Annotated in this window: 18 protein-coding genes; 11 read left to right on the top strand and 7 right to left on the bottom strand. The window is 34.0% G+C overall.

Annotated features, from left to right (window positions below; all coding sequences use genetic code 11):
- Nucleotides 1-101 precede the first annotated feature (101 nt).
- From BM296_RS14885 to BM296_RS14855, 7 genes are all read left to right on the top strand, one after another.
- On the top strand, nt 102-1,565 hold the full coding sequence (locus BM296_RS14885; RefSeq protein WP_091904114.1) for a circularly permuted type 2 ATP-grasp protein: 1,464 nt from the start codon (nt 102-104) through the stop codon (nt 1,563-1,565).
- Between the two features lie 9 nt (nt 1,566-1,574).
- Complete coding sequence (locus BM296_RS14880) at nt 1,575-2,522, top strand: alpha-E domain-containing protein (RefSeq protein ID WP_091904112.1); 948 nt, start codon at nt 1,575-1,577, stop codon at nt 2,520-2,522.
- A gap of 29 nt (nt 2,523-2,551) precedes the next feature.
- Nucleotides 2,552-3,403 (top strand): transglutaminase-like domain-containing protein, encoded by an 852-nt coding sequence (locus BM296_RS14875; RefSeq protein ID WP_091904110.1) that lies wholly within the window; start codon nt 2,552-2,554, stop codon nt 3,401-3,403.
- A gap of 64 nt (nt 3,404-3,467) precedes the next feature.
- Nucleotides 3,468-4,569, top strand: a protein-coding gene (prfB, locus tag BM296_RS14870; protein ID WP_143099084.1) for a peptide chain release factor 2 whose coding sequence is annotated in 2 segments (ribosomal slippage) — nt 3,468-3,533 and nt 3,535-4,569 — 1,101 coding nt in all. Because the reading frame shifts where the segments join, the coding sequence is not laid out codon by codon here.
- A 66-nt stretch (nt 4,570-4,635) separates the two neighbouring features.
- Nucleotides 4,636-4,980 carry an arsenate reductase (glutaredoxin) gene (gene arsC, locus BM296_RS14865; RefSeq protein ID WP_091904109.1) on the top strand — a complete coding sequence of 115 codons (345 nt, stop codon included), beginning with the start codon at nt 4,636-4,638 and terminating at the stop codon, nt 4,978-4,980.
- An 86-nt stretch (nt 4,981-5,066) separates the two neighbouring features.
- Nucleotides 5,067-5,582: a hypothetical protein gene (locus BM296_RS14860; RefSeq protein ID WP_051638292.1), complete on the top strand. Its 516-nt coding sequence runs from the start codon at nt 5,067-5,069 to the stop codon at nt 5,580-5,582.
- Between the two features lie 4 nt (nt 5,583-5,586).
- A complete protein-coding gene (locus tag BM296_RS14855; protein ID WP_027066543.1) occupies nt 5,587-8,079 on the top strand; it encodes a TonB-dependent receptor in 2,493 nt (830 codons plus the stop codon).
- A 64-nt stretch (nt 8,080-8,143) separates the two neighbouring features.
- Here the strand turns inward: BM296_RS14855 and BM296_RS19450 are convergent, their stop codons facing one another.
- The gene (locus BM296_RS19450; protein WP_091904107.1) at nt 8,144-8,317 is read right to left on the bottom strand and encodes a hypothetical protein; all 174 of its coding nucleotides are present in this window, start codon (nt 8,315-8,317) and stop codon (nt 8,144-8,146) included.
- Between the two features lie 172 nt (nt 8,318-8,489).
- Here BM296_RS19450 and fumC point away from each other — a divergent pair, with 172 nt between their 5' ends.
- Nucleotides 8,490-9,890: a class II fumarate hydratase gene (gene fumC / locus BM296_RS14845; protein WP_091904105.1), complete on the top strand. Its 1,401-nt coding sequence runs from the start codon at nt 8,490-8,492 to the stop codon at nt 9,888-9,890.
- Between the two features lie 70 nt (nt 9,891-9,960).
- On the opposite strand, the gene BM296_RS14840 is transcribed toward fumC, so the two are convergent.
- Entirely contained in the window at nt 9,961-10,848 is an 888-nt protein-coding gene (locus tag BM296_RS14840) for a DUF8428 domain-containing protein (protein WP_027066541.1), read from the bottom strand.
- 152 nt (nt 10,849-11,000) lie between these two features.
- Here BM296_RS14840 and BM296_RS14835 point away from each other — a divergent pair, with 152 nt between their 5' ends.
- Nucleotides 11,001-11,459 (top strand): GNAT family N-acetyltransferase, encoded by a 459-nt coding sequence (locus BM296_RS14835; RefSeq protein ID WP_091904103.1) that lies wholly within the window; start codon nt 11,001-11,003, stop codon nt 11,457-11,459.
- Nucleotides 11,460-11,469: 10 nt separating this feature from the next.
- Nucleotides 11,470-12,291 carry an MBL fold metallo-hydrolase gene (locus tag BM296_RS14830; protein ID WP_091904102.1) on the top strand — a complete coding sequence of 274 codons (822 nt, stop codon included), beginning with the start codon at nt 11,470-11,472 and terminating at the stop codon, nt 12,289-12,291.
- Nucleotides 12,292-12,426: 135 nt separating this feature from the next.
- On the opposite strand, the gene ettA is transcribed toward BM296_RS14830, so the two are convergent.
- The 3 genes from ettA to BM296_RS14815 form a co-directional block, all read right to left on the bottom strand.
- Entirely contained in the window at nt 12,427-14,118 is a 1,692-nt protein-coding gene (ettA, locus tag BM296_RS14825; protein ID WP_073246451.1) for an energy-dependent translational throttle protein EttA, read from the bottom strand.
- A gap of 66 nt (nt 14,119-14,184) precedes the next feature.
- Nucleotides 14,185-14,361 (bottom strand): CAL67264 family membrane protein, encoded by a 177-nt coding sequence (locus BM296_RS19445; RefSeq protein ID WP_091904100.1) that lies wholly within the window; start codon nt 14,359-14,361, stop codon nt 14,185-14,187.
- Nucleotides 14,362-14,437: 76 nt separating this feature from the next.
- A complete protein-coding gene (locus BM296_RS14815) occupies nt 14,438-15,409 on the bottom strand; it encodes a Gfo/Idh/MocA family protein (RefSeq protein WP_091904098.1) in 972 nt (323 codons plus the stop codon).
- Between the two features lie 72 nt (nt 15,410-15,481).
- On the opposite strand from BM296_RS14815, the gene BM296_RS14810 reads away from it, so the two are divergent.
- Nucleotides 15,482-17,110: an acyl-CoA carboxylase subunit beta gene (locus BM296_RS14810; protein ID WP_091904096.1), complete on the top strand. Its 1,629-nt coding sequence runs from the start codon at nt 15,482-15,484 to the stop codon at nt 17,108-17,110.
- Between the two features lie 3 nt (nt 17,111-17,113).
- Here BM296_RS14810 and BM296_RS14805 read toward each other — a convergent pair whose 3' ends face one another.
- Together BM296_RS14805 and BM296_RS14800 are read right to left on the bottom strand one after the other, a co-directional pair.
- Nucleotides 17,114-18,844: a DUF2135 domain-containing protein gene (locus BM296_RS14805; protein ID WP_091904094.1), complete on the bottom strand. Its 1,731-nt coding sequence runs from the start codon at nt 18,842-18,844 to the stop codon at nt 17,114-17,116.
- A gap of 178 nt (nt 18,845-19,022) precedes the next feature.
- A complete protein-coding gene (locus BM296_RS14800; protein ID WP_091904092.1) occupies nt 19,023-20,765 on the bottom strand; it encodes a DUF2135 domain-containing protein in 1,743 nt (580 codons plus the stop codon).
- Nucleotides 20,766-20,775 lie beyond the last annotated feature (10 nt).

Raw genomic sequence — 20,775 nt, 5'->3', positions numbered from 1 at the left:
CTATTGAATTATTATAGAATAAAGAAAAATACTACCGATTATTGTAAAAATGACATTTGTTTATTGGTTTTTATCATGTACCTTTTAACAAAAGAATATCTATGACCAACATTGAAAATCAAATATTTTCTTCTTATCAAAGAAATCCAGATTTATTTGACGAAATCTATGATAAGAATGGAAAAATAAAGGAGGTATATCAAAAGCTATTCAACCTTTACGGCGAACATTCAATCAATGACTATGTTTCATTAAACAATAAAGCCAAATCTTCTTTTTTCAATCAAGGAATTACTTTTCAAGTGTATGGAGAAAACAATGTGCAGGAAAAGATTTTTCCGTTCGATTTATTCCCTCGAATAATTGATCAAGAGGAATGGGATATTATAGAAAGAGGATCTATACAAAGAAGTAAAGCACTTAATTTATTTCTTTGGGATATTTATCATGACAAGAAAATTCTAAAGGATAAGGTTGTACCTATAGATTTAATTACGTCTTCTGCAAATTACTTAGATCAAATGAACGGTGTAAATCCGCCAGGTGGCATTTACAACCATATTTCTGGCACAGACGTCATAAAACACAAAGACGGCAAGTATTACGTTCTTGAAGATAATATAAGGTGCCCATCTGGAGTAAGTTATGTTATTTGTAACCGTACTGCGCTTAAAAAAGCACTCTTTGGTGTATTTAATCACTACCAAACCCATACAGTAACTAATTATGCCGAAAACTTATTAGAGCTATTGGAATCTGTTAAGCCTAAGGGTGTAGATGTACCAACCGTTGTAGTTATTACGCCAGGTATGTACAATTCCGCTTTCTATGAACATTCTTATTTAGCCAAAACTATGGGTGTAGAACTTGTAGAAGGTCGTGATCTGTTTGTAGAGAATGATTTCGTTTATATGAAAACCATAAAAGGACCAGAAAAAGTAGATGTTATTTACAGAAGGGTTGACGACCAATTTATTGACCCTTTAGAATTTAATCCAGATTCCGTTCTTGGAGTCCCTGGATTGTTCGCCGCATATAAAAAAGGAAATGTTACTTTGGCCAATGCACCAGGTACAGGTGTAGCAGATGATAAAGCTGTTTATACCTATATGCCTCAGATTATTAAATACTATCTTAACGAGGAGCCTATTTTAAATAATGTACATACCTATCACTGTGGTAGACCAGACGAATTAAAATACGTGCTAGAACATATTCATGAACTTGTTATTAAACCAGTTGATGAAGCTGGAGGTTATGGAATTTCCATAGGAAATATTCTTACCAAGGCTGAAATAGAAAAAGTAAAAGCTGAAATTAAGGAAAGTCCAAGAAAATATGTTGCACAACCCATAATGTCCTTATCGGTGCACCCTACGTATATAGACGACACCGAATCTTTTGAACAACGACATGTTGATTTAAGAACATTTACGGTTCTAGGAAAGGACAAAGAATTTGTTTTAAAGGGTGGATTGACACGTGTAGCCTTAAAAAGGGGAAATTTAATTGTAAACTCATCTCAAGGAGGCGGATCTAAAGATACTTGGGTCCTAAAAAAATAAAGAAACTATATGTTAGCAAGAGTAGCAAATAACCTATTTTGGATGGGACGTTATATAGAACGTTCAGAACACGTAGCAAGATATTTAAACGTAAATTATTTCTCTTCTTTAGACGCACCCAATCTTAAATCTCAAGACCGACAATTTGTTCTAAGGTCTATGCTATTTATGGTAGGAGATCCAGAAGAAGATGCGGATAAATTTTTAAAAGAAGAAGACGTACTTTATAAAATTGGGTTGGACCCAACCTATGGCGCATCAATTATCAACAATATTAAATTCGCAAGGGAAAATGCCAATAGTGCTCGAGATTTAATTTCAACAGAACTCTATGAGGCCATCAACAAGTTTTATCATTTCGTAATCAATTACAATAAAGATGTTTTTGTTAAGAACGGATTGCATGATTTCACAACCCATGTAGCTGAAATGACAGATATCTTAAGAGGAAAAATACGCGGAACATTGTTACATGATGCTACATATGCTGTAATTTCAATGGGCATAAATATTGAGCGAGCCACTCAAATTACAAGAATGATCAATGCTAAATTCAATGATGCATTGCTTTCTCAAGGTGAGGAAAATGATAGGTTCAGTAAGAGTTTCGAATGGACAACATTATTAAAATGTGCAGAGTCTTATGATATGATGCGTAGATATTATAAAAAGACCCCAACAAGCATTTCTACCTTAGAATTTCTAATTCTTAATCCAAATTGCCCGCGATCTGTAATGAACTCTTTAAATCAGGTTAACCAGCATGTAAGGATGCTTAACCCCGAAAAGCGATATAATAAAGATTCAACTGCTTTTTTAATTGGCAGAGTCAGGTCTGAATATGAGTTTAAATACATTGAAGAAATAGACAAGGATATTAAATCATTTATAGAGAATATTCTTAAAAGTCTTGTGGACATTAGTGACAAGGTAGATGAGGAGTTTTTTAACTATTAGACAAGTTAAAAAAGGTATCTTTGAAGACTATGCCAAGAGATTTTGAAGTAACGTATAAGGCCGAAAATATTTATGACGATTGGGTACATGATGCACATTGGCAATTTTTAATAATTCCCTTTGAAAACGAGAGTCAACATGAGGTGCAAATTGAATTTTCCAATTCACTTTATGCCAATACTGAATTCTCTATTAACGGGTTTGGCTTTAAGACCTTAAGAGTTCATCCGAAGAAAAAATTCAAGCAAATTTCTTTTGAAGCGAAATTCAAATTCAAGAAGGAAGAAATTGATCCTTATGATTTTAATATAAATTCAGACTTATCAGTTGAATACAATGAACTAGAGCATTTCGACTTTAAAATAACTCACGAGCGTTTTTTAAAACAAACTATATATACCAAATTAAATAGCATCCAAGATCTGCTTTATAAATTCGATACTACTGTTTCTATTTTTCAAAATCTTGAAAATTTAAATCATTGGATTTATAAATTCATTCAATTTAAAACCGGCGTTACCAAAGTAGGTACACTATTAAAAGATTTGCTATTGAATAAACAAGGGGTTTGCCAAGATTTTGCACATTTATTCTGTGCGTTGGCAAGAACAAACGGTATACCCACAAGATATGTATCTGGTTATCTGAATCAAAACAGTGGTTATATGGGCGACTCTCAAATGCATGCTTGGGTAGAATGCTATATTCCTGGTATTGGCTGGAAAGGTTTTGACCCAACCAATAATATTTTGGCAAACACAAATCATATTAAAGTATGCCATGGAAAAGATTATAATGATTGCTCACCCTTAAAGGGTATTATACATACTGGAGGACAAAATAAAACCACGCACACAGTAATGGTTCAAAGTCAGCAATAGGGATTCCCAAATTAACTTCTCAAAGTATTCAAAAGAGTATTATTTTTACCTAAAATAGAATTGTATGAACATTAATATAGACCATTACAAAGGTCTTATAGATCGCCTTGGTGCGTTAAGGAGGTATCTTTGACATTGATGCCAAATTAATAGAAATAGAAAACGAACAAGAGAAAACCTTGGCTCCCGATTTTTGGGACAATCCTCAAGAAGCTCAAGCTCATATGAAGTTTATCCAGTCTAAAAAACAATGGGTAGACGACTATAATGCTGCCCAAATTTTAGTTGCGGAGCTAGAAGTTCTTATAGAGTTTCAGCAAGAAGGGGAAGTTTCCGAAGCCGAAGTAGAGAGTCAATATGAGAAAGCGGTAAGTACTCTTGAAAAAATGGAGTTCAAGAACATGCTTTCAGAGGAAGGTGATGAATTACCGGCTGTACTGCAGATTACAGCAGGTGCAGGTGGTACCGAAAGTTGTGACTGGGCAGCCATGCTTATGCGCATGTATATGATGTGGGCAGAAAAGAATGGATACAAAATCAAAGAACTTAACTACCAAGAAGGTGATGTTGCGGGTATTAAAACTGTTACATTAGAAATCGATGGTGAGTTTGCCTTCGGTTGGTTAAAAGGTGAAAATGGCGTGCATAGACTGGTACGTATTTCACCATTTGATAGTAATGCAAAACGTCATACATCATTTGTGTCCGTATATGTATATCCTTTAGTAGATGATAGTATAGAAGTAGATGTAAACCCTGCGGATATTACCATTACTACCGCAAGGTCTAGTGGCGCTGGTGGACAGAACGTAAATAAAGTAGAAACAAAAGTTCAATTGACACACCACCCTTCTGGAATTCAAATTTCATGTTCAGACAGTAGAAGTCAACATGACAATAGAGCTACAGCTATGAAAATGCTAAAATCTCAATTGTATGAGATTGAACTTCGGAAAAAAATGGAAGCCCGTCAAGAAATTGAATCTTCTAAAATGAAAATTGAATGGGGCTCACAGATTAGAAATTATGTAATGCACCCATACAAATTAGTAAAAGATGTTAGAACAGGTCAAGAAACGGGTAATGTGGATAACGTTATGGACGGAGACATTGATCAGTTTTTAAAAGCTTTTCTAATGATGATGGGACAGAAAGAAGAAGAATAAAACAAGACATTCCTACTCATGAATATTCATGAGTAGGAATGTCTATATGTAAAACAAAAACATATCATGATTAAAATATATCATAATTCTAGATGTAGCAAATCTAGAGAAGGACTTAAAGTACTTGAAAATTCTGGCAAGAAATTTGAAGTAGTAAATTATTTAGAAGATATACCTACAAAAGATGAGTTAAGAAATGTAATAAGTTGTCTTGACATTAAACCAATAAATCTAGTTCGTAAATCTGAAGCAATTTGGAAAGAAAAATTCAAAAATTCACCGTTAAATGATGAGGAATTAATTGATGCAATGATTACTTATCCTAAGTTAATTGAAAGACCAATTATAATTAACGGAAATAGCGCTGTGATAGGGAGACCTGCATCAAACATAAATTCTTTATTAAAGTAGAATTTATTATAATTTCCTTATAATTATCTTAACAAAGAATTAACCATTTACAGTTAAACCATAGTATAACTTTATAATCTAATCATATGAAAAAAGTAATAAAATATAGCGGTCTAAAGTTTTTAGTACTGCTATTAATTCTATTAGGAAGTTCTGAAATTTATGCACAATATGGTTATGGGAATAACGGATATGGATCTAGAGGTGGCTACGGTTACGGCAGTAGACAAAGAAGTTCTATTCCAGATGCCCAAACACCAGCTGAAGAACCTAAACCAAAAACCGCAGAGGAACTGGTTGATGGCGAAATGCCTAGAATTACCGAAGCGCTTGCATTAAATGATTTTGAACAAGCTGTATTAAGCTCTGTTTTAAAGAAGTATGTGCAAGAGCGAATAGAAGCTCAAATATTAAAACTTCCACCAGAAAAAATGGCTGAAGTTTATGAGAATATTACAAAAAGGCAAGATGTTGAATTAAAAGCAGGTCTGCCAATAGAAAAGTACGAAGCATTTGTAGCACTTCAAAAAGATGGTGTTGCAAAAACTTTGAAGAAGAATAAAAAGAAGAAAAAAGAAAAACGAAAGAAATCCAAAAACTGACTTAATGAAACAACTTTTCCCTTTACTCCTACTCCTAGCACTATCATTTAATTACGTAAATAGTCAAAGACCGGGAGGAGACCGGGAAAGAGGTCCAATTGTTATTACCGGAAAGGTTTTAGATAAAGATGATAACCTTCCCTTGGAATACGCAACATTAGTTCTACAAAGTGTAAGCAATCCTGATCAAATTACAGGTGGTATTACTGATATAGATGGAAATTTTGAAGTTGAAGCAAAAGCTGGCAAATACAATATCTCCATTGAATACATCTCATACAAAACATATAAATTACCTAATCAAACTCTAAGTGAGTCTACAGATTTAGGTACCATAAAACTTGCTTTAGATGTTGCTCAGCTAGAAGCTGTAGAAGTTGTTGGCGAAAAAACTACCGTAGAAGTTAGGTTAGATAAGAAAATCTATAACATTGGTAAAGATTTAACCAATAGTGGAGCAACGATTACAGATGCGCTAAACAATGTACCCTCTGTTGATGTAGATGTTGAAGGAGCTATTAGCTTACGTGGTAACGAAAATGTTAGAATATTAATAAATGGTAAACCATCAGCACTTGCAGGGTTTGGATCAACAGATGCCCTTACGCAACTACCAGCAGATGCAATTGAAAAAGTTGAAGTTATTACTAGTCCTTCTGCACGTTATGATGCTGAAGGTACTGCTGGTATTTTGAACATTATACTTAAAAAAGAAAAAACTCTCGGTTTTAATGGATCTGTAAATACAACTATTGGCTATCCTGTTAATAGTGGCATTTCTGTTAACGCAAATTTGCGTACAGATAAATTCAACTTATTTAATACTACAGGATACAGCTACAGAGATGCCCCTGGAAATGCCTTTTTCGATAACACTTATTCTTCAGGTTCTTTTGACAGAATTTTTGAAGATAGAGAATACAGTAGATTACGTAAAGGATTCAACACCAACTTAGGTTTAGAATATTTCCTCACCGAACAATCTTCCTTAACAGGAAGTGTTTTTTATAGAACATCTAAAAGTGAAGATGGTACCGAAAACACCAACAAGAGATTTATTAGTAATTCTCTAAATAGCGAGACCTTTAGAACTGAAGATGAGAATGAAGATGATGATAATTATCAATTTTCACTTAACTACGTTAATAATTTAAATGACGATGGTCAGAAATTAACGGTAGACCTTCAATACTCTAAGGGAGAAGAGACAAAAACATCTATCATTGAGGAAAACAATACTATCCCTAATGAGAACTTAATTGTTTTAGAGAATGTATTTGAAACTGAATTACAAAATGAGTACTTAGTTCAAGCAGATTATGTATTGCCTATGGGAGATGCCCAATTTGAAATAGGTTACAGAGGCACATTTGAAGAAGAGGTTACGGACTATAGATTAGATTCTTTAAACCAAGCTACAGGTCAATTTAACATCAATGAAGACTTGACCAATAAATTCACTTACAATGAAAATGTAAATGCTTTATATACCCAATACGGAAACAAAATTGGAAAGTTTTCATTTTTACTTGGACTTAGATTAGAAAATACGCAATTAAAAGGTCAATTAGATTCTGAGTTTGATACCAGTCAACTTGAAGAACAATTAGGCGTTGATGTTGATGTCAATTTTGACAAGAACTATTTAGGTTTATTCCCTACCGTTAATTTTATATATGAATTAGCCGAAAATGAGAATATTTCATTGGGTTATAACAGAAGGATAAACAGACCAAGAGGTTGGTTCATAAATCCTTTTCCGTCAAGGTCAAGTAGAACAAACATCTTTCAAGGTAATCCAGATTTAAATCCTGCATTTTCCAATGCCTTTGATTTAGGATATTTAAAAAGATGGGATAAAATAACCCTAACCTCATCAATCTACTACCAAAGAGAAACAGACTCTTTTGAGCGTGTACAGGAAGAGACAGGTCAAACTACTACTGATGGTATTGAAATCATTAGAACCATTCCTATTAACCTTTCTACTAACAACAGAATTGGTGCAGAAGCTGGTATGATGTACAGTCCTACTAAATGGTTACGATTAAATTCCAGTTTCAACTTTTTCAGGTTTTCAACAGAAGGCATATTTAACGATGTAGATTATGGAACTACAAATAACAGCTGGTTTGCAAGGTTCAGCTCTAAGGTATCTTTACCAGAAAAGATAGATTGGCAAACGAATGCTTTTTATAGAGGTCCGTCATCAACTGCACAGACCGAAAATAGTGGTATATTCTCTTTAAACTTAGCTTTCAGTAAAGATATAATGAAAGACAATGGAACACTGTCGTTAAACGTAAGTGACTTATTGAACTCTAGAAAAAGAAGCTCTTATACAGAAACAGAATTTTTTACTTCAGATAGTGAGTTTCAATGGAGAAGACGACAAATAACCATGGGCTTTGTATATCGTTTCAACCAACCAAAAGAACGTAATAAAGGTTCTAGAGGAAATGGCGGAGATGAAGGTGGCGAAGAAATTGAAGGATAGAAATAATTAAAACAAGACATAAAAAAAGAAGCCAATTGGCTTCTTTTTTTATACTTATCTTTTTCTATACTTCTCGTGCAGCTTTTTTCTTGTCGCGTCTTTCTTTCAATAATTCTATAATGTTACCACCTAACCAGTAAGGGACAACAAATAATAACAAAAACATCATTAACCAAAAACCGATGGTTAAAATGGTTAAAAACGCTAAAAATCCTAAATATTGGTCAAAATCAAACATATCCTTTTACTTATATATTACAAAGATACCATAAACGAATTATTTTTTGCAAACGTTCTGCAAAATTAATTTTACTTTTCACAACAAAGTTGTCACAATAAAAATAAATGTAAACCTTATTTTTGAGGCAATATTAATAAGTTAACTTAAGATTCATATAAATTATAAGATTATGGAGTTCAGAATCGAAAAAGATACCATGGGTAATGTTGAAGTACCTAAAGACAAATACTGGGGAGCACAAACAGAACGTTCGCGTAATAATTTTAAAATTGGTCCTTCTGCATCAATGCCTTTAGATATCGTCTACGGCTTTGCTTATTTAAAAAAATCTGCAGCTTATGCAAATTGCGAGCTTGGTGTGTTGGCTGAAGAGAAAAGAGATTTAATTGCACAAGTTTGTGATGAAATCTTAGAAGGCAAACTTGATGATCAATTTCCATTGGTAATTTGGCAAACAGGTTCTGGTACACAAAGTAACATGAACGTTAATGAAGTTGTTGCTAATAGAGCCCATGAAATAGCTGGTAAATTAATTGGCGAAGGTGAAAAGACCATACAACCAAATGATGATGTAAACAAATCACAATCATCAAACGACACATTTCCTACTGGAATGCACATTGCTGCCTATAAAAAAATAGTAGAAGTTACTATACCAGGTGTTACTCAACTAAGAGACACACTTAATAGAAAAGTTGCAGAATTTAAAAATGTTGTTAAGATAGGTCGTACCCATTTAATGGACGCTACTCCCCTAACCTTAGGTCAAGAATTTTCTGGCTATGTATCGCAACTAGATCACGGATTAAAAGCACTTAACAATACACTGGCACATTTAAGTGAATTGGCTCTTGGTGGTACAGCAGTTGGTACAGGTTTAAATACACCAGAAGGCTATGATGTATTGGTTGCTAAATATATTGCTGAATTTACAGGGTTACCCTTTATTACAGCAGAAAATAAATTTGAAGCATTAGCTGCCCATGATGCAATTGTTGAAAGTCACGGTGCATTAAAACAATTGGCAGTTTCTTTGAACAAGATTGCAAATGACATAAGAATGATGGCTTCTGGTCCACGTTCTGGTATTGGCGAAATCATTATCCCTGCAAACGAACCAGGTAGTTCAATTATGCCAGGAAAAGTTAACCCTACACAATGTGAAGCTCTTACCATGGTATGTGCTCAAGTAATGGGTAACGATGTTGCTATAAGCGTTGGGGGTACTCAAGGACACTACGAGCTGAACGTATTCAAGCCGATGATGGCCGCTAACATTTTACAATCGGCTCAATTAATTGGAGATGCTTGTGTAAGTTTTGAGGAACATTGCGCTGCTGGTATAGAACCAAATCATGAAGTTATTAAACAATTATTGAATAACTCATTAATGCTGGTTACCGCGTTGAATACCAAAATAGGGTATTACAAGGCTGCTGAAATTGCAAACACTGCTCATAAAAATGGTACAACCTTAAAAGTAGAAGCTGTTAATCTAGGCTATGTTACAGCTGAAGATTATGATGAATGGGTTAAACCGGAAAATATGGTAGGTAGTTTAAAAGACTAAAGCAAAAATAATAGAAATGAAAAATGGCGACCAATTGGTCGCCATTTTTTTTATACGCAATAAGGTAATCTTACTTCAACATGAATTTAGAAGTACCCAATAATTTTAATTGATCATCATAAACGTTAACCATGTAGTTACCATCTTTGAAATCTCCAGAAGGCTTACTAATATAATCACATACATCTAAAGACTTGTTCTCATAGTAGAAACCAGTTTGCTTACTGTAAGTAATAGAAGCTCCATTATCATTTGTCATAGAATTACTACCACCAAGTACATTTCCTTGAGGATCTAAAACTTCTAAGAAAAATTCTCTATCACCAGCTTGTGCAATTACGTTGTCAGCAACAGTAAAACAAATTTTAAACTTGTCAGTTGCCTTAGCACGTTGTGTAGAAACTAATTTACCACTGTTACGCTCTTTTACAGCATCAACATTAAACTTAGATAAGTTTAAAGCAGAACCTTTTTCAACTACCTGAGCTAAGTTTGTATTTTGTACTACTAATGAATCATTAAAAACAGTTTGCTTTTCTAATTCAACATAAGTACTATCACGTTGCATAGCGATCATAGAGTTAGAACGAGTTAAAGAATCAACTTGTTTCAATAACTGCTCTCTTTCAGCTTTAAGAACACCAACTTGTCTTCTGTATCTTGATAAAGATCCAATGTCAGCTTTCATCGTTTTTACAGAGTCAATATATTTTGCAATATTATCTCTTGCACTTACCAACTCTTCGTTAGTTGCATTACTTTCCAAAATAGCTTTATCATATTCAGATTTTAAGCTATTTAAATCTTCAACTACCAATTCTTTCTCCTTAGAAAGAACAACTTCAGTCTTCTTTTTATCTTGGTAAAGACTTACTGTATAAATGATAGTTCCTAAAAGCACAACACCTAAAAGAGCGGTCAAAACTTTTAAACCATTGTTGTTTTTTGTTTCAGTCATAATTTTAAATTTAATAAAGTGTCTGTTTGTTCAGTTTATATACGTGGTAATTCAAATTTTAGATTTCTTGGTGTTAAAATAAATAATTGATCATAGTAAATACTATATAATATGATATAATTTAGGAGGCACTAATATATCAAATATAACTCATGCTTACTATCGTACCTTTTGAGACTAAATATACTCAAAACTTTAAAGATCTTAATATAGCTTGGATTACCGAATACTTTATAGTTGAAGATAAAGATCGAGAGCTGTTAGAAACTAGCCAATATTCTATTATTGATAAAGGAGGCTATATTTTTATGGGATTATGGAAGAATGAACCCGTAGGGTGCTTTGCTTTAATCAAAAAAACCGATATGCGTTTTGAATTAGGAAAAATGGCAGTCAACAAATCTCATCACGGTTTACAAATCGGTCAAAAATTATTAATGTACGCCATTGATTTTGCAAAAAACAAAAATTGGGATACCCTTGAATTATATTCGAGCACTAAACTTGACACCGCACTGCATATATATAAGAAATACGGATTTATTAATGTTCCACTAGAGGATAATTTAGAGTATCTTAGATCAGATATTAAAATGGAACTAACACTTTAAACATACTATAATGAAAATAAAAGAATTACTTGTTTTACTATTCATAGGTGCACTATCTTTTTCTTGTAAAGAGGAAAAGAAATCTGACAGTGATATGAATACTTCAACAGAAACTGAGGAAAATATGTCAGCGACAAGTATGAAGAACCAACGCAAGACAGATGATGTTGTAATTAAACCAATTGAACATGCGACGGCAGTTATTGAGTGGAACGATGTTGTAATATACATAGACCCAACTGGCGGAAAAGCAGCTTTTGAAGGGCAGAAGACACCTAGTTTAATTTTAATAACAGATATTCATGGCGACCATTTAAATGTTGAAACCCTAGATGCTCTAGACACCTCTAATGCCACATTTGTAGTACCACAGGCTGTTGCAGATGAGTTACCTAAAAAATATTCCAAACAATTAGAGATTATGGAGAATGGCACAAGTAAAGAATTAATCGATATTACCATTGAAGCCATACCAATGTATAATTTAAGAAATGAAGCTCTTAAATTTCATGAGAAAGGTCGAGGTAACGGATATGTCTTAAACATTGATGATCAACGCATTTACTTTTCTGGTGATACCGAAGATATTCCAGAAATGCGTTCTTTAAAAAATATTGACAAAGCTTTTGTTTGTATGAACCTACCTTACACAATGACAGTTGAAAGCGCTGCCTCTGCTGTTTTAGATTTTAAACCAAAGCAAGTATACCCATATCACTATAGAGGTAAACCAGATGTAAGTGATGTCGCTAAATTCAAACAACTGGTAGATGCTGGTAATCAAGACATCGAAGTGATACAATTAGATTGGTATCCTAATGATGAATATTAATGTTAGCTGTTAGCTGTTAGCTGTTAGCTGTTAGCTGTTAGCTGTTAGCTGTTAGCTGTTAGCTGTTAGCTGTTAGCTGTTAGCTGAAAATAAAAAAGCCCGCAATTGCGGGCTTTTCTTATATAATTAAATTTCTTATCTAATTAACTTTTTATACTTAATACGTTTCGGCATTAGATCTCCGCCCAATCGTTTCTTCTTATTCTCCTCATAATCAGAGAAAGAACCTTCAAAGAAATATACCTGAGAATCACCTTCAAAAGCTAAAATGTGTGTACAAATACGATCCAAGAACCATCTATCATGCGAAATAACTACGGCACACCCTGCAAAGTTCTCTAAACCTTCTTCTAAGGCTCTTAAAGTATTTACATCCAAGTCATTGGTAGGTTCATCCAATAATAGAACGTTTCCTTCTTCTTTCAATGTCATGGCCAAGTGTAAACGGTTACGCTCACCACCAGACAGCATATTTACCTTTTTATTTTGTTCACTACCTGTAAAATTGAATCTACTTAAATAAGCACGAGAGTTTACCTGCTTACCGCCCATCATCACCATTTCTTGTTCATCACTGAAATTCTGCCAAATGGTTTTTTCAGGATCGATATTAGAGTGACTTTGATCTACGTAAGCAATTTTAGCTGTTTCACCAGTTTCAAACTCTCCTTTATCAGGAGTTTCTTCACCCATGATCATTCTAAAAATAGTTGTCTTACCAGCACCGTTTGGTCCTATAATACCAACTATACCTGCTTGTGGCAATTTAAAGTTCAAGTCTTCGTAAAGCAATTTATCATCAAAAGCCTTACTAACTCCTTTTGCTTCAATTACATTGGTACCCAAACGAGGTCCGTTAGGTATATAGATCTCCAGCTTTTCATCAAGTTGCTTTTGATCTTGACTCATTAACTTATCGTAATTCTTAAGACGTGCTTTCTGCTTGGTCTGTCTTCCTTTTGCACCCTGACGTACCCATTCAAGCTCTCGCTCTAAAGTTTTCTGTCTTTTAGAAGCCGTTTTACTCTCTTGGGCCATACGTTTAGATTTTTGATCTAACCAAGAAGAGTAATTACCTTTCCAAGGTATACCCTCTCCTCTATCCAACTCAAGAATCCAACCAGCAACATTATCCAAGAAATATCTATCATGCGTAACCGCAATTACAGTTCCTTTATATTGTGCTAAATGATGCTCTAACCAATGTACAGATTCTGCATCTAAGTGGTTAGTAGGTTCATCTAATAATAAAATTTCTGGTTCTTGAAGCAACAGTCTACACAATGCAACCCTTCTTCTTTCACCACCAGACAATACTGAAATTTTCTTGTCAGGATCTGGCGTACGAAGTGCATCCATCGCAATTTCTAACTTGGTATCTAATTCCCAAGCATTTGCAGCATCAATTTTATCTTGCAAAAGAGCTTGTTGATCCATCAACTTCTGCATTTTATCAGGGTTCTCGTAAACCTCTGGAAGACCAAACATGTCGTTTATTTTATTGTACTCATCAAGAATAGCAACAGTCTCCGCTACACCTTCCTTTACAATTTCTAAAACTGTTTTGTTTTCATCTAATTCAGGTTCCTGTTCTAGGTAACCAACATTATAACCTGGAGAAAAAACAACATCACCTTGAAAGTTTTTATCAACACCCGCAATGATTTTCAACAAAGTAGATTTACCAGAACCGTTTAAACCTAAGATTCCAATTTTGGCACCATAGAAAAAACTTAAGTATATATTCTTTAAAACTGGGGTATTCGCATTTTTATAGGTTTTCGTAACTCCTGACATGGAGAAGATTACCTTCTTATCGTCTGACATAAAATTATAGTGTTAAGTGAAATATTAAAGCATACCAGAAGAATTCACTGGTGACAATAAAATATATTATACTCTACCTTTAAGTGCGTTAAACACCCAAGCAATAGCAAAAAAGCCAATACCTACAGATGCAAAACCCCAACCCGCAACATCATCATAGCGAAAAGCACCTAAAGCAATAAGCGCCAGACCTACAAAGATCATTATAAACGTAGCCCAAGAGAGCACAGTATTCTTATTCATTTTCTAGTCAATTAAAATTTTAGCGAACTTCAAATATCGTAAAATTTAAGATATTTGTCCACTATTAACCCTGCTATTATTCAAAAGGAAACACAATACCTGTTAATTTACGAACAGAATCCATAATCTCTATTAAATCTAAACTATTTTGATGACTCCAAAGGTCACTCTGCTTCTTCCCAGAAGCTAAACAATCTTGTACTTCTTCAATCTCGTGCACATAGCCTTTACCCCTTTTACCAACCTCATTAGAAGTTGATTCGCCATCTTTTTCTATAGTATACCCTGTAGTTTCATGCCATCTTGGATGTATGAATATAGAACCTTCGCTACCAGCAATTTCAGCTTTCTTTTCGGAATTAGAATTGAGTCCGCTATACAGAATAGCCTGAGCATTATCATAATTAAAAATCATACTGCACTGTACCTCAACCCCCGTTTTATAAAAATTTGCTGAGGCTTTTATATCCTTTGGCTTTCCTAACATTAAGTAAGCCAGAAATATAGGATAGATTCCGATATCTAACAGCGAACCACCAGCAAGATCAGGATTCAACAACCTACCGTTTTCATCTCTATCTAAAGCATAAAAAGCAAAATCAGCGTGTAAATAACCAATATCTCCAATGGTACCGTTATCCACTAATTCTTTTACCTTTTTAATAGTTGGGTTAAAACGTGTCCATAATGCTTCCATCAGAAAAACATTATTCTCTTTGGCTACAGCAACCATTTGATCTACTTCGCTTTTATTGACACCCATTGGCTTTTCACAAAGTACAGCATTACCAGCTTTCATTGCAGCAATACTTAAATCTGCATGAGAAGTGTGTGGTGTAGCTAAATAAATAACATCTACGGTATTACTATTAAACAACTCTTCATAACTGCCATATGCATTTGGCGCACCATATTCACCTGCAAAATCTTGTGCTTTCTCTAAACTTCTTGAAGCAACAGAAACTAATTTACCACCATTTACCAAGGCTAAATCTTTAGAAAAACTATGTGCAATGTTTCCTGCCCCTACTATTCCCCACTTTATCATACTTTTTGTTTTTGTTGCATGAACACCAAAATTAACTCCTTATCTTTATCCAAAGAAAAGTAATTATACAGAATGGATTTAAAATTCAATCAAAACGAAGATAGAAATAAGTTGTTATTATCAGACCTAAGAAGAAAGCTTAATGAGGTTTATTTAGGTGGTGGAAAGGCGAAAATAGCTAAACAGCATGACCAAGGTAAAATGACTGCCAGAGAACGTATTGATTATCTTTTAGATTCTAAAGCGGAACAGATTGAAGTTGGTGCCTTTGTTGGTGACGGCATGTACAAAGAGCATGGCGGATGCCCTTCTGGCGGAGTCGTTATTAAAATTGGATACGTAAAAGGAAAACAGTGCATTGTTGTTGCCAATGATGCTACCGTTAAAGCCGGTGCCTGGTTCCCAATTACCGCAAAGAAGAATTTAAGAGCACAGGAAATAGCTATTGAAAATAAACTTCCTATTATTTACTTAGTAGATAGTGCAGGTGTGTATTTACCGCTGCAAGATGAAATTTTCCCTGACAAGGAACACTTTGGTCGTATTTTCAGAAACAATGCAGTAATGAGCAGCATGGGTATTACCCAAATATCTGCGGTTATGGGCAGTTGTGTGGCCGGTGGTGCCTACTTGCCAATTATGAGTGACGAAGCATTAATTGTAGATAAAACCGCTAGCATCTTTTTAGCAGGTAGTTATTTAGTAAAAGCTGCCATTGGAGAGAGCATAGATAACGAAACATTAGGTGGCGCTACTACGCATTGTGAAATTAGCGGAGTAACTGATTATAAAGCGAAAGATGATGCAGCTGCTCTAGATACCATAAAAAATATTATGGATAAAATCGGCGATTTCCCTAAAGCGGGATACAACCGTAAGAAGAGTGTGAAGCCAAAAGAAAATCCTGAAGATATATATGGCATTCTACCAAGCTCTAGAGCTGAACAGTATGACATGATGGAAATCATTAAACGATTAGTTGATGATTCTGATTTTGAAGAATATAAAGCTGGGTACGGACAAACGATTCTTACCGGTTATGCACGTATTGATGGTTGGGCCGTTGGTATTGTTGCCAACCAAAGAAAAGTAGTAAAAACTGCAAAAGGTGAAATGCAATTTGGCGGAGTAATATATTCTGACTCCGCAGATAAAGCAACCCGCTTTATAGCAAATTGTAACCAAAAGAAAATTCCGTTAGTCTTTCTTCAAGACGTTACCGGTTTTATGGTAGGCAGTAAGAGTGAACATGGCGGTATCATTAAAGATGGTGCAAAAATGGTAAATGCGGTAAGTAATTCCGTAGTGCCAAAATTCACGATTATTATAGGCAATAGCTACGGTGCAGGAAATTATGCCATGTGCGGTAAAGCTTATGACCCAAGATTAATTGTTGCTTGGCCAAGTGCAGAACTTGCTGTAATGGGCGGTAACTCTGCTGCAAAGGTATTATTACAGATTGAAAAGGCATCTTTAAAAAAGAAGGGTGAAACCATTACCGAAGAAAAAGAGAAGGAGCTTTATGATAAGATCAAGCAGCGATATGACGATCAAGTATCCCCGTATTACGCAGCTTCAAGATTATGGACAGATGCTATCATAGACCCTAAAGACACCCGTAAATGGATTTCTATGGGAATTGAAGCTGCAGACCATGCGCCTATCGAGAAGCCTTTTAACATGGGGGTATTGCAGGTTTAATTTTCACTGACTTTTATAGGGTTCATTAGTAACATTGAAACCGAATAGATATTGATTCGCACCATTAACATCTAACCTAAAGACTTTAATTTCTTTAGTTTGATTAACTGTGTTGTAATTTCTATATATAGTAGTTTTTAAGTACGTGGGGGTTAATTGCTTGTTGCCAAAATATGTTGCATTCACTTGCCATTTACCTAAAAGTGTTTCATCTACCTCAAAATCTGTGATAGAAAACCCAAGTTTCTTTTCTTGCCTTACTCTATCAGGCATGTTTTCTAATGTGTGATTCCAATTAAAATATTGATTATTCGGATTTACGAATTGAAGATTAAATTCAGCTTCACTATCATTCCATTCAAATACCAATCTCGTATTCAAAACTTCACTTTCAATACCCTTATCATTCAAAAAAATATTAGATAAAATCAGGTTGTCTGTTTCTTTTTTAATCAAAGTCTCAAAGTCATCACTCTCTCCTTTAAAATAACCCTCTTCTATTAAAAATTTATGTCTTGCCAAAAATGATATAGATGATTCTGGGTTGTTTAAATTTCGATAACTTCTAGAAATATCTAAATAACTCTGCGCATAATCAGGTCTTAGTACAAATATCTTTTCATAAAGTTCATGGGCTTTTTCAAATCTATTTTGGGACTCATAATAGTACGCTAAGGCTTTTAACCAAACCGGATTGTTTTTAAATCTACGGAAACTAGATTCAATTATATTATCAGCGGCATTTATTCCAACTTTTTCATAGAACAAATTATAACTGTCAATATAAAAATGAGGGCTTGAAGAAAACAGTACTGAATACTCCTCATAAACATTAAAAGCGTCTTTTAAGTTGGCTGAAGAATTTAGTGACCTCATATAAGTAGGAAGATTTTCTTCCTTTTCTATATTACTAAGAATCTTTTCATTTACATAGTTATTTCTTAATCGAGCTTGATCATAACGTTTTAAACTATTTTCTTCTCTAAGTCCGTGAACCCCATTTTTAGTATTTATTATTACTACACCTCCATTCGCTATAGGTCCATATCGCCATACCGCTTGAAGACCAGGTATAATTGCTACTCTTTGTACTATAGAAATATCAATCCAAACTGGCGGATCAATAAAAATATTACCATCTACCTCAAATAGTGCTGATGATTTTTGCCCTACAGACCCCATTCCCCTAAGAAATAGGGTTCTTGTTGAAACACCATTCCTATCTAAATATGTACCTACGCGAATTCCTGAGCGTCTACTTGCTATGGCACTTAATAAATCTGATCCAGGCATAAATTCTGACCCATCTATAACTTTTAAATGATAGGCAATAGTTGCGGGACTGATATACCCAAAAGAAGTATTTACAATTGTAGGGTCAGTAAAATAATCTATCGCAAGTCGTTTTTGTTTACCTATTTTTTCTATTAATACTACCTCTTCTAATTCCTCTACCTTAGGCTGCATTTTTAAATTCAAGATGGATGTAACATCTTCAATAAGAATTAAAATTGTATCCATTCCAATATGAGTAAACTTTAACTCATCCTTAGGTTTGGCTATGATAACATATTGTCCATTCTTATTTGTAAAAGTGTTCACACCCGAAGAAAGGTTGGAAACATTTACATCAGATAAAGAAATACCATCTGTACTTATACGTCCTTGTATTTGCTGTTGTCCATAGTGGTTTACAAATATTAAAAGAAAACCAAAAACAACGAACATTCTCATAATCAAATTTTTAGACCATACTTTAAAGATAAGAAACGCAATTAAAGAAACGGATAAGTTGCTATAAATAATAGTTTTATAAAAAAACACCCACAATACACTTAAAGCATATTGTGGGTATTTAAATTTATCTGTATACTAAACAATTTTACTTTTTGTCAGGAAAAGTAAACTGGGTTTAATTAGCAACTATACTAACAGCATTTGATACTGAAAACAATTGCTGATTTACATTACGTAGACCAAGTTTAAAAACCTTTGTTTCTTTTCGTTGCGATGCACTACCGTAATTATAATACACAGTAGCTTTCAAATATGTAGGAGTCAAACTTTTATTACCTAAATACGTAGCATTAACCAACCAATTACCACGAAGCGTATCATCTATTAAATATTCTTCACTAGAGAAACCTGAACGTTTTTCGCTTTGAATTCTCTCAGCATTTGCAACTAATGAATGCTTACTTTTATAGTATCTCTTTTCTGGGTTTACAAATTGTAATTCAAATTCTGCCTCACTATCACTCCATTCAAAAACCAAGCGTGTTCCTTTAAAATCATCATCAAGTTTAATTTCATTCACCCTATCTGTTGAAACTAAATCAGCGCCTTTTAAGGATATTAAATTATTTAAATCTCGATCCATAATGGTTTTCACTTGTTCTTCTTTTTCCAATAATTCTTCTGCCAATAAATAATCATAACGCATGTACATTGCTGCAGCTTTCTGATTTAAACCTAATTCTCTATAACTATTTGCCAAGTCTAAATAAGATTGTGCATATTCTGCTCTGAGTGTATATACATCTTCATATAATTTATTTGCCTTTTTAAACTGTCCCTGTGCTTGATAAATATATGCAAGAGATTTTAAAGCTATAGGATTACTACTTATAATGCTTTTATTATCCTCAACAATCATATCAGCAAAATCTTGATTATTCCATCTATTAGAAAAATAATCGTAGGCATCTAAAACATAGTAAAAAGAGCTACTATATTTTTTAATTTGTTTAGCATAAATAGCCTTAGCATCTTCTTCCGTACCAGCTCCTAAAAGCTCAATTAAATAGTTTGGTCTCCCTTCGTTAAAATCAACAGTGTTTAGCGCTGAATTATCATATTTATTATTTTTAACTTTTGCATAATCAATAGGTTTACCATCTACCGTTCTAGAATATGCACTAGCTTTAGTGTTAATCACAATAACGCCTCCAGCTCCTATAGACCCATATCGTGTAGTCATAGCTAGATTATTTAAAACAGCCAATCGTTGAATAGCAGCGGGTGCTATCCAAGTAGGAGCTTGAGTCAATACCTGTCCATCAACATCATAAACCGCAGGTGGTGCTTGACTAACGGAATTTAACCCTCTAATATATATTAGACCTCCATATACGCAATCACCTACAACGTTTACTCCTGGAAACTCATTTTTCATTAAGTCAAGAATACAAATACCAACATCATTAATTTGATTTTCTTGTAAAAATCTAATTTTGCCTGGTGCAGTCTCGCTATCTAGAATACCATATGCCGTTTTTATAAGATTTGGGTTATAACTATACTCTTGTTGTAGCTCATTCTGTGATTTTCTATTGCTACCTTTTACAGTAACCTCATCTAGTTGATGTATCTCCTGACTCATTTCTATATTCAATATACGCGTAACGTCTTCAACTAGAATTTGAACATCATTTAGACCAGGATAAGTATATTGAATGACATCTCTTGGCTCAGCTGATATCTGGTAAAACCCGTTTGCATCTGTCTTGGTCGCAGTTTCTGAATCTATTATAGAAATCTGAACATTCGACAAGGGACTATCCATTTGTGTAACCTTACCTTTCACAGTATTACTTTGTGCTTGAATATTCGTGACAAAAGTTACTAGGACTAGAAGAATCAGAATATTTTTCATAGAAATATTA

The sequence above is a fragment of the Maribacter stanieri genome (genome assembly GCF_900112245.1).
Classification (GTDB): Bacteria; Bacteroidota; Bacteroidia; order Flavobacteriales; family Flavobacteriaceae; genus Maribacter; species Maribacter stanieri.
The sequence above is the reverse complement of the archived record's forward strand: the minus strand, read 5'-3'. Positions and strand labels throughout refer to the sequence as shown.